This window comes from Deinococcus sp. (assembly GCF_025362455.1).
Lineage (GTDB): Bacteria > Deinococcota > Deinococci > Deinococcales > Deinococcaceae > Deinococcus.
Genome location: NZ_JANYGJ010000087.1, coordinates 1 through 13,167, shown reverse-complemented (window position 1 = coordinate 13,167; position 13,167 = coordinate 1). Strand labels below are relative to the sequence as shown.

The following is a 13,167-nucleotide window of genomic DNA, read 5'->3' as shown; positions in this document are numbered from 1 at the left end:
TCGGCTTCCAGTCGCTCGAACTGCTCCGCTTGCCGACGGATGATCGCCAGCAGGTCATCGCGGGTCAGGTCGCCGGTCATGCCTGAGTCTACTCGCCCACGGCTCGAACCGCGACCACCCCTGCATCGCTAATCAGATACGAAACAAATTAAGGTTTTCCGTGGAACACAACTAAACTCAACTAGAGAATGACAGCTAGGTACGCTCGGAACGCGTTCAAGGCCGACACGGGCAGCCAAACGGCGTTGCTCAGGGCGCGGAGATCTGCTTTGTTCATCGCCCCAACATACCTCGTTTGAGTGCGCAACCCCAAATCAGATAAGGATAATTGGCATGCACAAGGCATGACAATGTGGGGTGAGTCAAGGGTATCACATTTGAGAGCTTGGTGATATAGGTTTCAAATTCTGGGAGTTTGATATAGGCTTCAAATTCTGGGAGTTGAAGTAGAGGTAGATGGGGAAACCTACCTCTGGCACAGTGTTTTTTTCAATGAAAATCACCCAGAATTGTCCACACAGGGGGCGGCGCAGGGTGCCTCTGGCGCTGGCCCAGACATTCAGCGGGCTGCTCAGCTCGGCCAGGTGACGGTCAGCCAGCGCCGCCGGTTTGAGGTCGTGTCCGGTCAGATCGGCGTGCGCGATGGTGTAGCGGCCCAGCTCGGTCGAGCCGTCGAGCACCACGAATTCATGGAAGTTGGTCAGCAGGGTGGGCGCCTGCTTGGCGTAACCCTGCGCCTGTTGGAGTCCGTGGGCATTGCTACTCAGCGGCAGGTCGAGCGCTTCCGCTTCGCCCAGCGCTATGTTTTCGGCGCCGCCCGGCTCGCGCAGCGCAAAATCCGGTAGCCCCTGCTGATCCTTGCTGGGGTGCGTGATGACCTCGTACTCGGGAAGCAGACCCTCGAACAACGGCTTGAGCAGCGGCAGGTAAGTGTTTTCCGGTGTGCCCGATCCGTGAACCTTGCGAATGTCTTTGATGTAAGTGATCAGGGCTTCTCTGGACGTCATCGAAGCTGAGTATGACATTCGAGCGGGCGTTGCAGAGCGCAAATTTCGGGCCGCCGCCTTTTTGCGGTGATCTGTTTGCTCGTGTCATCCTGTAGCCATGTCCCAATCTCTCACCACTGCCGCCGCCGCCGCCTGGTCGGGGGCCACCGAACTCCACAAAGGCCGCTCGTACATCCGCACCCTCAGCGGGCTGACGCTGGAGCCGGTATCACCTCAGTCTGCGTCAACCCAGTCTGGGGCGGGCGGCGTGGTTATCCGGGGCGAGGCGCAGGGCCAGGAACGCTACCAGATTCAGGCCACCCTTCAGGCAGGCCGGGTCACGCGGGCGGACTGCTCGTGCTACGTGGGCAGCGGCGGGCACTGCAAGCACACGGCGGCGCTGCTCAGCCGCTATGTTCAGGCGCCGGGCGACTTCCGGCAGCTCACCGCACTCAGTGAACTGCTGGGCCAGCTCAGCACCGAGCAGCTCCGCGACCTGATCGGCACCCTGCTGACCCTGGTGCCCTCACTCCGGCTGGTGGTCGATGCCGTCGGGCGCTCCAGTTCCGCAGGCGCTTCGGCGCAGGTGGCCGCCATCCCGGCGCTGTTCGCCCAGATCGAGGCCGACTACGGCCACCGCGACGACGGCTACGACCAGTGGGACGACGAAGGCCCCGATACCTCTGCCCTGGACACCGTGCTGGAGGAGGCTGACGCCCAGCAAGGCAGCAACCCGGCGGCGGCGCTCGCGGTCTACCTCCAGATGATCGGCAGTGCTGAAACGGCCTACGAAACCTGGGCCGACAGCGACGAGGGGCTGTTTGACCACCTGCTGTCGGGCGCCGTCGACGGAATCATGGACCTGGTAACCGGGGGGCGGCTGGTGGAACCCGCCCGCACCGACGCCGTGAAAGCCGTACTGGCCCTCGAAAACCTGTATCTGCTGGCCCAGGCTCAGGCGCTCGGCGACTTTGCCGCCGCCCTCGGTGTGCCGGAGCGCGCCGCGCTGACACGCCTGCTTGAGCAACTGCGCGACCAGACCCGCAGCGACCATCAGCGGGGCCAGGTGGCCCACGCCCTGCTGCGGCTGGTGCCCGCCGATCAGCAGACCCCGGCTCAGCGCGAGGCCGTGCTGCTGAGCAGCGGCGACCTGGAGCAGATCACCGAGCATTTCCTGAACTCCGGCGACCCTGGGGCAAGGGGGCGCCTGAGCCGCTACCTGCACGACTCGTCGCAGTCACTGGAACCCGTCTTCGGGCTGATTCAGTCGCACGAGGCGGGCGAGCTGCTCGAACAGGTCATCAGCAACCGGGTCGCCAAACGCCAATGGATGACGGCGCTGCATCCGGAGACGCACTGGCTGTTCGAGCATCTGGCGAGCACCGGGCGCCGCAAAGAGGCCGCCGAGCTGGCCCGGCGCGGTCTGAGTGACAGTCTGGATGTCCACTGGGAGCGGCTCCTGCGGGCCGTCAGCTTCGACTGGCAGGCCGACTGGGCGGCGCTGTTCAAGTCGGTGACAGGTACGCCGCATCAGCTCAATGGAATGATGAAGCTGCTGCTGAGCGGCGAGCACGACATCGCTGAGGCCGAGCAGTTCGACCGCCAGTACGGCAACAGTCTCAGCGTGACGTACCGGACCGCGCTGGCTGGGCAGCTCGCCGCCGAGCCGGGTCAGCAGGCCAGGGCCGCCGAGATCTATCTGGAGGTGGCCCGCGACCTGATCGCGGCGCGGGGCCGGGAGAATTACCGGGCCGCCGTGGCGCTGCTCCTGCACCTGAGCGCTCTGCTGGGCGCGGCCCAGGCCCAGGCCGTCATCGGCGACATCGCGCTGAGGCACAACAACCTGCCCTCGTTCAAAGACGAACTCAGAAAAGCCAGCCTGCTCTGAACGGGACGCTCATCTTGCCTTCAGTTCAGCGCCGGGGTCATCAACGCCGTCTGTGGCCCTGTCATCCGGTAACTGGCACCACTGTCAGGTAACACTGTCAGGCCGCTGTGTCCACTCAGGCTTTATTGTTACCTCATGCAACTTCTGGTCAGTTGGCGTTCAGGCTGGGTCGTCCGGCTGGCGGTGTGTTGGCTGGCGCTATTCCTGCTGGTGCTGGCTGGCCGCTTCGCCTCGGCCCAGACCACCTTCGCAGCCCGCTACAGCAACGCCGCCGTGTCGGGCGACCTGACACTGATCGGCAACGTGACCTACCACTGCTCGACCACGCCGCCCGTGGCTCCGGCCAGCCTGCCCACTTCGGCCCAGATCGCGGCCTGCACCAGCGCCCAGAGCGGCGGCAACGTCACCAACAACGCCACCTACGTGGTGCCCTTCGACGTCGACACGGACCCGGCCACCAGCAACTCCAGCTCGGCGACCCTGAATCTGCCCGCAGGCAGCACGGTGCTGTTCGCCGGGCTGTACTGGAGCGGCGTGACCACCAACCTGGCGACGGGCGCCGCCCGCCCGAACGTGCGCCTGGCCGTCGGCGGCGGCGCGAGCAGCGCCCTCAGCGCCACAACGGTAGCGGCCATCGGCAACGACTACCAGTCGTTCGTGGAGGTCACGGGCACGGTCAGGGCGGCGGTGGCGGCCAGCGGAGCGGGGGCCTACAGCGGCACCTACACGGTGGGCAATATCGCCTCGACCACCGGGCCGGGCAACCGGGCGAGCTGGACGCTGGTGATTGCCTTCAGAAACACGGCGCTGCCGACCCGCAACCTGGCGGTCTTCGACGGCTTCCAGAAAGCCAATACCGCCAACCCGCTGGTCAACATCGGCGTCAGCGGCTTTCTGACGCCCAGCAGCGGCACGGTCAGGAGCGTGATCGGGGTGGTCGCCTACGACGGTGACCGGGGCACCAGGGAGGGCAGCGCGGCGGGCGCCAGCCTGCGCTTCGGGCCGGACGCCTCGGCGCTCTCGCCGGTCTTCAATACCCTCAACCCGCTCACCGACGTCTTCAACTCGACCATCACCGCGCAGGGCCTCACCGTCTCGGCTGGACAGAACCCGGACGTCGCCCTCGATACCCTGGGATTTGACCTCGACACCTTCGTGCCCAACACGCCGCTGCCGCCCGGCAGCACCTCAGCGGTGGTCCAGGTGGCGGGCGGCGGCGGCAACGACACCATTCTGCCCGGCATCATCACGCTGGCGACGGAGATTTTTAAACCCAACATCAAAGACAGCCTGACCAAGACGGTGACGGACATAAACGGCGGCTCGCTGCTGCCCGGCGACGCCTTGGAATACGAACTGGTGGTCAGGAACAGCGGCAACGACGGCGCCACCAACCTCGTGCTCAGCGACGTGCTGCCCGCTGGCGTGAGCTACAAACCCGGCAGCCTGGTCGTCACCGGCAGCAACGCCGGGGGCAAGTCGGACCAGCCGGGCGACGATCAGGCCGAATACGACGCGGCGGGCAACCGGGTGGTGTTCCGGCTGGGTGCGGGCGCCACGGCGGCGGCGGGCGGACTGGTGGCGCCGGGTGAGGAAACCCGCGTGCGCTTTCAGGTCACCGTCAACGCCGAGCTGCCCGGCGGTACGGTGATCGAGAACACCGGCACCGTGAGCTTCAACCAGCAGACCCTGGGCACCGCCGTGACCCACAGCAGCGACAGCGACCCGCTGGTTGCCGGAGACCAGCCTGCCCGGATCGTGGTGGCCGGACCCGACCTGCGCCTCAGCAAAACGCACACCGGCAACGCCGCAGCGGGCGGCCTGGCGAGCTTTACCCTGAGTGTCAGCAACGCCGGACCCGCGCCCGGTTTCGGCCCGGTGACGCTCAGCGACAGCCTGCCCGCTGGCCTGAGCGCCGTGAGCATCGGCGGAACGGGTTGGACCTGCACCCTGGCGCCGCTGGAATGCAGGCGCAGCGACGCACTGGCGGTGGGCGCGAGCTATGACCCCGTGACCCTCCAGGTGCGGGTGGCCAGCGGCGCCAGCAGCCCGCAGACCAACCAGGCGGCGGTGAGCAGCCCGGCGGAGGCGCCCGGCAGTGCGGGCAACAACACCGCCTCCGACGCGCTGGTCGTTCAGGGACCGCCCGTCATCTCGCTGAGCAAAACGGTGCGCAACGTGACGGGCGGCGGCGCGGCGCTCACCTCGGTCGCGGCCCTGCCCGGCCAGACGCTGGAATACTGCGTCACCTTCGGCAACACGGGCGGCGACGCCCCGAACTTCAACGTGCGCGACACGCTGCCGACCTCCGTGACGGCCCTGAGCAGCGCCTACGGCCCCGGCCTGGCCGCCCAGCTCACCCAGGGGGCCAGCGTCACCGCCTTCACCGCCGTGGCCGACAGCGACGCCGCCAGCCTGATCGCCGGGCAGGTCTCCTACGTCTACGGCACGCTGCTGCCGGGTCAGACTGGCACGCTGTGCTTCCGGGCGCGGGTGAACTGAGCGGCGCCCATTTATTTTATTGGCCGCCCAGCAGCTCCCGGTCCAGCAGCTCGCGGTCCATCAGCTCCCGGTAGCGGGCCTGCAAGCCGCCCAGGGCCGGAGCCAGGCTCAGCGCCGTGATCAGCGAGCCCTCGATCTTGAGGTCGCCGCTGACCACCCCGGCCATGGCGTTCAGCTCGCCGCGCCAAAATTTGTCGATGTTGGCTCCAGCCAGGCGAAAGGTCAGGTCGGCGCTCGGAAACGGCCCTTCGCTGCTCACCACCACCGGAGCGCTGCGGCCATCGATGCACAGGGTCAGGTCGGGGTTGGTGAATACGAAGCTGAGCACCAGTTGGCGCTGGCCGAGCACCTCGGCGCCCGCCACATCGCCCGCCGAGGTATAGAGCGCTGTCAACACCACTTTGAGTCGTTCGGCGCTGGGGACGGATGAGGGCGACATGGTAAGCATGCTTGCATAGCTGGCGGCCACTTCTGCACGTCGGCTTACAGACTCCTGCGCCTCATGAAGACGGCACCAAGCAACCTGTACGAAGCCAGACACAAGCTCACCCACCAAAAGCGTCTTCTATCTGAGCAAGACCACTTCACAGGAGGTACTACATGAACGAACAACTGAGCGGCACACTGAAGGCAGCAACGGCAGCGGGCGGCGTCACCAAGATCGACGCGAGCACCGCCGTGAGCAACGTCACGAGCTGGCATAAAGCCCTGAACGGCGTGCCCGGCGCCGAGACCCTGGTCAGCCACCTCGCCAAGCTCAAGTCCGCCCTGGAAAGTGGCGACCTGGCTGGCGCGGCGGGCATTCTGCCTGGCCTGGGTGCCGAGACCGAGAAGCTGGCCGCTGCTGCCCCGGACGCCGACAAAGACGGCCTCAAGACCCTCGCTGCCGCCCTCAAAGGCTAAGCAGCACCAACCGAGTCGGGCCGCTTCCCCTGTGGAGGCGGCCCGCTTTTTCATGCCGCCGGACAGGCGCCAGTAAGAACGCTTTGTTCTACTGCTCGCTGGCGTACAGCGCGGCGCCCACGATCCCGGCCTCGTTTTGCAGGGCGGCGGGCACCAATTTGGTTTTGACCTCGATCAGCGGCTGCCATTTCTCGGCTTTTTTGCTGATGCCGCCGCCGATAATCAACAGGTCGGGTGAAAACAGCATCTCGACGTGTTGCAGGTATTTGCTGGCGCGTTTGGCCCAGACCTTCCAGCCCAGATCCTGGGTTTCGCGCACGCGGTCTGAGGCCCAGCTTTCGGCCTCCACCGCGTTGCCGCCGACTTCCAGGGTCAGGTGGCCGAGTTCGGTATTGGGAATGAGCACGCCGCCGGAGATCAGGGCGCTGCCGATGCCGGTGCCGAAGGTCAGCAGCAGGGCCACGCCGCGCTCGCCCTTACCGGCCCCGAAGCGGGCCTCGGCCAGCCCGGCGGCGTCGGCGTCGTTGAGCAGTTTGACGTCCTGGCCGGTGGCGCGGGTAAACAGCGCGTCGGCGTCGAGCCCGATCCAGCCTTTATCGACGTTGGCCGCGCTGAGGGTCACGCCGTGCTGCACCACGCCGGGAAAGGTCACGCCGACAGAGCCTTCGTGCTTGAAGTGCCTGACCAGCTCGGCCACCACCTCGGCCACATCCTGCGCTCTGGCGCCTTCGGGCGTGGGAATGCGGACGCGCTCCGCCGTGAGTGTGCCGGTTTTGGTGTTGACCGGAGCGCCCTTGATGCCGCTGCCGCCGATGTCGATGCCGAGAATGATGCTCATGATGGGCACAGGCTATCAGGGATCGGGCCGTGGGGCGGCGCGGCCCAAACATACGGGCGGCGCGGCAGTGCTGTCCAGGTTGCTGTCTGGACCGGGCACGAATTCGACCCCACACGCAAAGCGCCCAGCGCAACTCGCACTGGACGCTTTTTTAAGAGATTTCGCTTTACGCCAGAATCTGCGGCTGCTCGACTTTCCCGCGTTCGAAGGTCAGGTGTTCGGTGCCCACGCCCACCCGGATTTCCTCGGCGCTGTGGGAGAGCAGCTCGATGGCCAGCGGGTCTTCTAGTTCCTCGCGGACCAGGGTGCGGAGCTGGCGGCTGCTGCCCACCGCGTGCTTGGGGCTGCGGGCCTTGAGCTTGCTGACCAGCCAGGCCGCCACGCCCGGCTCGAAGGTCACGCTCATCTCGCGGCTGGCCAGCTCCTCCTGCATGTCGGTCAGGAGCTGCTGCGAGACGCGCACCAGCTCGTCCTCGCCCAGCGGACGGAAACGAATGACTTCATCGAGGCGGTCGAGGAACTCCGGCGTGAAAATCTGGCGCAGCGGCGAGTTGTTGTCCGGCGTCACCGGGCTAAAGCCCGCCGTGGGGCTGACGTTGAAGCCGGTGTTGCTGGTCATGATCAGGATGGTGCGCCGGAAGTCCACGGCGCGGCCCATGCCGTCGGTCAGGCGGCCATCGTCGAGCACCTGGAGGAAGGTGTTGTAGATGTCCGGGTGCGCCTTCTCGATCTCGTCGAGCAAAATCACAGAAAAGGGTTGCCTACGCACCGCTTCGGTCAGGCGGCCACCCTGCTCGTAGCCCACGTAGCCGGGCGGCGAACCGATCAGCTTGCTGACACTGTGGGCTTCCTGGAACTCGGACATGTCGACCCGGATCAGGGCACGTTCGGAGCCGAATAAGGTGCGGGCCAGGGCTTTGGCCAGGTGGGTCTTACCGACGCCGCTCGGCCCCACGAACAGGAAGCTGGCCGCCACGCGGGTTCGTCCGCCCAGGCCCACACGGGCGCGGCGCAGGGCGTTACTGAGGGCCTTGATGGCTTCGGGCTGGCCGTAGACCTGGGTGTCGAGCTGGTCATCCAGGTCGGCGAGCTGGGCAGCGGTTTCCTCGGAGTAAATGCCGCCCATCGAGTTGATGACGCTCTCCATGTCCTCACGCGAGACCATCGGCTCGCCCATCTCGTTTTCAGCCACCTGGATGCCCAGGCTCATGTTCAGCCGGACCCGGCTGGCGGCCTCGTCGATCAGGTCGATGGCCTTGTCGGGGAAGTTGCGGCCCGGCAGGCTGCGGTCCCCGATGCGGACGGCCAGTTCGATGGCGGCGTCGGGAATCTGGACGCCGTGGTGCTCCTCGTAGCGGCTGCGCAGGCCGCGCAGAATCTGGATGGTCTCGGCGGGGCTGGGCTCCAGCACGATCACCGGCTGAAAACGCCGCTCCAGGGCCGCGTCCTTCTCGATGTAACGGTGGTACTCGCCCGTGGTGGTGGCGCCGATCACCTGGATCTCGCCGCGTGACAGGGCAGGCTTGAGGATGTTGGCCGCGTCCAGCGTACCTTCCGCGCCGCCCGCGCCGACCAGGGTGTGCAACTCGTCGATAAAGGCCATGACCTTGGCGTTGCGCAGCTCCTCGATAATCTGGCGCAGCCGCTCCTCGAACTCGCCCCGGTACTTGGTGCCCGCCACCACGCCGCTGAGGTCCAGGCTGACCAGCCGGACGTTGTGCAGGCTGGGCGGCGTGCGCTTCTCAAAGATGGCCAGCGCCAGCCCCTCCACGATGGCGGTCTTGCCCACGCCGGGGTCGCCGATCAGCACCGGGTTGTTCTTGGTGCGGCGCGACAGGATCTGGGTCACGCGGCGAATCTCCTCGGCGCGGCCAATCACGGGGTCGAGCTTGCCCTCCTTGGCCTGCTTGGTCAGGTCGCGGCCATACTCATCTAAGAACGGCGTGGCGACCGGCTTGGCGGCCTTGGCGGCGTTGCCCGCGTCGCCCTGGGCCAGAATGCGCCAGCGGATGGTGTCCACGTCCTTGGTGAGTTCCTGCAAAATGCGGAACGCCACGCCGTCGCCCTCGCGGATGATGCCCAGCAGGATGTGCTCGGTGGACGTCACCTGGGCGCCCAGCGACCTGGCCTCGGCGCTGGCCAGTTCCATGACCCGGCGGGCGCGCGGCGTGATGCTCGGCGCGTCGTTGAGCCGGTTGCCCTCGCCGCGCCCGATGATCTCCTCGACCCGGCGGCGCAGACCGTCCAGGGTGGCGTCGAACTCGCCCAGGATCACGGCGGCGGTGCCGCCCTCGCGCATCAGGCCCAGCAGCAGGTGCTCCGGGCCGACCATGGCGTGACCCAGGCGGTTGCCTTCCTCACGGGCGTAGTGGAAAACCAGTCGGGCTCGGTCATCGTATCGGTTCATGGCATCCCTCGGCGTCGGCGTGGTTGGCAGGCTGTTGGTGCTCGGCAAAGTAGCGGCTGGAGAGGTCGGGCTGGGTATTGGTCTGCTGAGTCAGTGTGCGGCGGGCCTTGCTGGTGAGTAGCCTTGCTGGTGAGTATAGGTGAAGGCACCGGGCCTTGCGGGCAAACCCCTCCGAGGGAGGAGTCGCCTGGTGCGCTGCCTGGGGCACAGATACAGGGCACAGATGTGGGGCACAGATGTGGGGCACTGAAGGCAGTTTAAGGCCCCACTCTGCAAAAGGCCGCACTCGATATCACGTTCTGCTCCGTCTTCACCGGCCTGGCCGACCCTCACTTCTCTGATCTCCGAACGCCTGAACGAAACTGCCTTTGTCAGCTCACGCCGCTGGCCAGCACGCCCCACAGCACGCGGGCGGTCATGCCCCAGATCTCGTGGCCCTGCCAGACGTACCGGTAGGTCAAAGCAGTCTGGCCGTCCGGGCCGGTGCGCGGCTGTTCTGGCGGCAACTGTTCGGCGAGGCGCAGCTCACTGAGGCGCGGCAGCAAAATAGCCGAGACTTCCTGACTGAGACGCAGCTTTACCGCCGCGTCCAGCCGGGCCTGAACCGGGGTGACGTGAAATCCCGCCGGGGTCCAGACATCATCGAGTTCGCCCAGAACCTGTATTCGCTCTGGCGAGAGCCCGACTTCCTCCCAGGCTTCGCGCACGGCGGCCTGAGCCGGGGTTTCGCCGCCTTTCAGGCTGCCGCCGGGAAAACTGATCTGGCCTTTGTGGGTCGGCAGTTCGTCGCTGCGCAGGGTCAGCAGCAGGCGGGGGTCACGCTCCAGGCTCAGGCCCACCAGCACGGCGGCGCGGCGGTGGCCGGGCAACTCCAGCGTGCGGCGCTGCCGGGTCCGTTGCCACTCGGCCCAGGGGTCAGTGGCACAGGGGTTAGCGGCCCAGGGGTCGGTCACGGGGCGCGGCTCACGGCTGGCTGGCGTCCTTTGTCTGTGCAGCGTCTGTCTGTGCAGCGTCCAGTTGCCGCAAGGTGGCGTCGGTGTGGGCTCGCAGGGCCACCTCGGCGTCGATGCCGTGCTGGCGGGCCAGGGCGACCACAGCGGCCAGTTGCCGGGCGATCTCGGCCTCGGTGACCGGCTGGAGGGGGGCTGGCTGAGTCTGGTCGGGCGGGGTCTGGGTTGGGCGCTCCAGCCGTGTGCGCTCCAGTAATGATTGCGCCTGGCCTTCCCGCGCCAGGGCGCCCAGGGCACGCGGCACCTGCTCGGCGGCGCTGCGGGGGCGCCCGCCACGCTCCGCCGCCTTGATGCTCTGCCAGTTGCTCAGAACTTCATTCACACCCGACACCTGGGTGTCCCCGAACACGTGCGGGTGGCGCCGGATCAGCTTCTCGACCACGCCCCGCTCGACATCCGCGTAGCCGAATTCCCCGGCCTCCTCGGCGATGACGCTGTGAAACGCCACCTGAAACAGCACGTCGCCCAGTTCGCCGCACAGCTCGCTCAGGTCGCCCGCCGAGATGGCGTCGGCGGCCTCGGCGGCCTCTTCGAGCAGGTAGGGGCGCAGCGAGGCGTGGGTCTGGACTTTATCCCAGGGGCAACCGTCGGGGGCACGCAGGCGGCGCAGGGTGCTCAGCAGCTCGTTCATGGACTCATGCTACCGGGCGGGGCCAGTTGGCATTGAATAAGGTGCGGAACGCGGCCCCGCATGAACGAATCGTGAGTATGAATACCCTCTGCGGCTCGCTCACGCCTGGGTCATCTTCCGTCAGGCATCTTGGGGCACAGTGAGGTATGATCAACCGCCTTCCTGTCTTACTGATCGCCGCCAGCCTGGGCGCGGCCCCTCTGCTGGCCCAGAACGTGCTGGCCCAGAACGTGCTGGCCCAGGGCACCGACGCGGCTGCCACCGCACTGAACCGCGCTCGCCTCCAGAACGCCGTGTTCGTGGTGATGCCCGGCGTCATTCAGGGCAACGTCAACCTGATTTCCAAAGACCAGCAGGTCGCTATGGTGGCCGCCATCGCCCACGATTCGGTCAATGCCCTGAAGCGCCGCTATCCGGGCGCCCAGATCACCGGCGACGCCAATACGCCGGGCGCCATCAAACTCATTCCGGTGCTTCTAGCGCCCGGCGCCCTGGTGCCCTGGGCCAGCGTGGGCGCCCAGTGGACCCTCAAGGCGGCGGGCCAGCCGGACCTGACCGTCAGCCAGAAGTTCAATCTGTTCGAGGCTTACAGCCACAAGGACGAGACCTTCAACTACATGTTCGACAAGGTGGCCGGTCAACTGCCCTGAGCGCCGGGTGGAAGCCAGACCATTCACAAGCCAGCCCATTCATAAGCCAGCCAGTCCGTAAGCCACGCAACCCGTAAGCCAGGCAACCCAGGCCACAACGCCCTGACCGCCCGCCTCTACCATCCTGACCGATGTGCCAGCTCACGCCCCTAACGCCAGTGTTCTGCATGTCTGTGTTTCCCACTTCTGTGTTTCCCACTTCTGTGTTGTCCATATCTGTGTTGTCCATATCTGGGAGGTGGCTGCCGTGCTCGACGACAGACTCGACCACCGCAAGGTGACGGCGAGCCGAACGGTGTACCTGCGCCACTGCGTCCGGATCAGCCTGCGCAAGCGTCTGCCCCGGCTGATCGGCCTGGTCGCCGTGAGCGCCCCGCTGCTGCTGGCAATCAGACTGCCGCCCGGCGTGATGGTGCTGTGCGTCGCCCTCGCCGCCTGCCTGTGGGCGGCCTGCACCGCCTGGGACTCCTGGCGGCGCCACAGTCAGGATTAGAGCAGGACGCAGAATGGAGGCGCGGGGAAAACAGCCTTAGCGCGCCTCCATTCTGCGCCTTGCTCAGTTAAAACTACTCGCTCCGCTCGGTCATAAAAAAGGTCTTTTTATGACATCTGCTCTAGCGCCAGGCAAAACGGCGGCCACCCCAACTGGAGTGGCCGCTGCACGTCGATAAGCTGAAACCTTACTTCAGGTTGGGCGGAATCAGCACGCTGTCGATCACGTGAACGACGCCGTTGGTGGCGGCGATGTCGGCCTTGATGACGCTGGCCTCGCCGATCTTGTAGGTGCCGCCCTCATTGCGGACCTGCAAGGGCAGCTTGTCGGTGGTCAGGGTGTTGAGGTTGCTGGACGTCGCCGCCGCCGAAATAGCGACGTTACCCGCGACGACGTGGTAGGTCAGCACCTCGCGCAGCTTGTCTGGGTTGCCCGAAATGCTGTCCAGGGTTTCCTTGCTGAGCTTGGCGAAGGCGGCGTTGGTGGGCGCGAACACCGTGAAGGTGCCGCCGCTCAGCGTCTCGGCCAGGCCCGCCTTGACCAGCAGCGAGACCAGGGTGCTGAACTGGGGGTCCGCCGAGGCGATCTGGGTGATGGTCTGGGTGGCGGCGGCGGTGGTGCCGGTGACCGCGCCCGTCGAGTCGGTGGTGACGGTGGCGGTGGTGGCGTCGGCAGGGGCAGCTTCCTGCGTCATGGCGTCCGGCTCCGGCAGAGTCACGTCGCCGGGGATCAGCACGCTGTCGATCACGTGAATCACGCCGTTGCTGGCCTTGATGTCGGTGGCGGTAATCATGGCGTCGTCGATCTTGGCGCCGCCGTCCGCCGTGATGCTCAGGTCCTGGCCCTCGGCGCTGGTCAG

General features: G+C 66.5%; 12 protein-coding genes. 5 read left to right on the top strand and 7 right to left on the bottom strand.

What is annotated here, in order from left to right:
* Window positions 1-371: 371 nt before the first annotated feature.
* On the bottom strand, window positions 372-1,007 hold the full coding sequence (locus tag Q0R23_RS06165) for a hypothetical protein (protein WP_293911502.1): 636 nt from the start codon (window positions 1,005-1,007) through the stop codon (window positions 372-374).
* Between the two features lie 97 nt (window positions 1,008-1,104).
* Between Q0R23_RS06165 and Q0R23_RS06160 the strand changes: the two genes are divergently transcribed.
* On the top strand, window positions 1,105-2,874 hold the full coding sequence (locus Q0R23_RS06160; RefSeq protein WP_293911501.1) for a hypothetical protein: 1,770 nt from the start codon (window positions 1,105-1,107) through the stop codon (window positions 2,872-2,874).
* 135 nt (window positions 2,875-3,009) lie between these two features.
* A complete protein-coding gene (locus Q0R23_RS06155) occupies window positions 3,010-5,376 on the top strand; it encodes an isopeptide-forming domain-containing fimbrial protein (RefSeq protein ID WP_293911500.1) in 2,367 nt (788 codons plus the stop codon).
* A gap of 16 nt (window positions 5,377-5,392) precedes the next feature.
* Here the strand turns inward: Q0R23_RS06155 and Q0R23_RS06150 are convergent, their stop codons facing one another.
* The gene (locus tag Q0R23_RS06150) at window positions 5,393-5,815 is read right to left on the bottom strand and encodes an SCP2 sterol-binding domain-containing protein (protein WP_293911499.1); all 423 of its coding nucleotides are present in this window, start codon (window positions 5,813-5,815) and stop codon (window positions 5,393-5,395) included.
* Between the two features lie 161 nt (window positions 5,816-5,976).
* Here Q0R23_RS06150 and Q0R23_RS06145 point away from each other — a divergent pair, with 161 nt between their 5' ends.
* Complete coding sequence (locus Q0R23_RS06145) at window positions 5,977-6,279, top strand: hypothetical protein (RefSeq protein ID WP_293911498.1); 303 nt, start codon at window positions 5,977-5,979, stop codon at window positions 6,277-6,279.
* 88 nt (window positions 6,280-6,367) lie between these two features.
* On the opposite strand, the gene ppgK is transcribed toward Q0R23_RS06145, so the two are convergent.
* The 4 genes from ppgK to Q0R23_RS06125 all read right to left on the bottom strand — a co-directional run bounded on the left by ppgK (window position 6,368) and on the right by Q0R23_RS06125 (window position 11,165).
* Window positions 6,368-7,117: a polyphosphate--glucose phosphotransferase gene (gene ppgK / locus Q0R23_RS06140; RefSeq protein WP_293911497.1), complete on the bottom strand. Its 750-nt coding sequence runs from the start codon at window positions 7,115-7,117 to the stop codon at window positions 6,368-6,370.
* A gap of 166 nt (window positions 7,118-7,283) precedes the next feature.
* On the bottom strand, window positions 7,284-9,524 hold the full coding sequence (locus Q0R23_RS06135; protein WP_293911496.1) for an ATP-dependent Clp protease ATP-binding subunit: 2,241 nt from the start codon (window positions 9,522-9,524) through the stop codon (window positions 7,284-7,286).
* A gap of 371 nt (window positions 9,525-9,895) precedes the next feature.
* Window positions 9,896-10,477 carry a CoA pyrophosphatase gene (locus Q0R23_RS06130; protein WP_293911494.1) on the bottom strand — a complete coding sequence of 194 codons (582 nt, stop codon included), beginning with the start codon at window positions 10,475-10,477 and terminating at the stop codon, window positions 9,896-9,898.
* Window positions 10,478-10,487: 10 nt separating this feature from the next.
* Window positions 10,488-11,165, bottom strand: a complete 678-nt coding sequence (locus tag Q0R23_RS06125) for a MazG family protein (RefSeq protein ID WP_293911492.1) — start codon at window positions 11,163-11,165, stop codon at window positions 10,488-10,490.
* A 146-nt stretch (window positions 11,166-11,311) separates the two neighbouring features.
* Between Q0R23_RS06125 and Q0R23_RS06120 the strand changes: the two genes are divergently transcribed.
* Window positions 11,312-11,815 (top strand): hypothetical protein, encoded by a 504-nt coding sequence (locus Q0R23_RS06120; protein ID WP_293911491.1) that lies wholly within the window; start codon window positions 11,312-11,314, stop codon window positions 11,813-11,815.
* Window positions 11,816-12,062: 247 nt separating this feature from the next.
* Window positions 12,063-12,308: a hypothetical protein gene (locus Q0R23_RS06115; RefSeq protein ID WP_293911490.1), complete on the top strand. Its 246-nt coding sequence runs from the start codon at window positions 12,063-12,065 to the stop codon at window positions 12,306-12,308.
* A gap of 187 nt (window positions 12,309-12,495) precedes the next feature.
* Here the strand turns inward: Q0R23_RS06115 and Q0R23_RS06110 are convergent.
* Window positions 12,496-13,167: fasciclin domain-containing protein (locus Q0R23_RS06110; RefSeq protein WP_293911489.1), on the bottom strand; the 672-nt coding region annotated here is incomplete at its 5' end.

Excerpts from the sequence above, each read along its gene's own strand:
- Q0R23_RS06155 (WP_293911500.1), top strand. The coding sequence starts at position 3,010 with ATGCAACTTCTGGTCAGTTGGCGTTCAGGCTGGGTCGTCCGGCTGGCG.
- Q0R23_RS06120 (WP_293911491.1), top strand. The coding sequence starts at position 11,312 with ATGATCAACCGCCTTCCTGTCTTACTGATCGCCGCCAGCCTGGGCGCG.
- Q0R23_RS06145 (WP_293911498.1), top strand. The coding sequence starts at position 5,977 with ATGAACGAACAACTGAGCGGCACACTGAAGGCAGCAACGGCAGCGGGC.
- ppgK (WP_293911497.1), bottom strand. The coding sequence starts at position 7,117 with ATGAGCATCATTCTCGGCATCGACATCGGCGGCAGCGGCATCAAGGGC.
- Q0R23_RS06125 (WP_293911492.1), bottom strand. The coding sequence starts at position 11,165 with ATGAACGAGCTGCTGAGCACCCTGCGCCGCCTGCGTGCCCCCGACGGT.
- Q0R23_RS06165 (WP_293911502.1), bottom strand. The coding sequence starts at position 1,007 with ATGACGTCCAGAGAAGCCCTGATCACTTACATCAAAGACATTCGCAAG.
- Q0R23_RS06135 (WP_293911496.1), bottom strand. The coding sequence starts at position 9,524 with ATGAACCGATACGATGACCGAGCCCGACTGGTTTTCCACTACGCCCGT.
- Q0R23_RS06160 (WP_293911501.1), top strand. The coding sequence starts at position 1,105 with ATGTCCCAATCTCTCACCACTGCCGCCGCCGCCGCCTGGTCGGGGGCC.
- Q0R23_RS06150 (WP_293911499.1), bottom strand. The coding sequence starts at position 5,815 with ATGTCGCCCTCATCCGTCCCCAGCGCCGAACGACTCAAAGTGGTGTTG.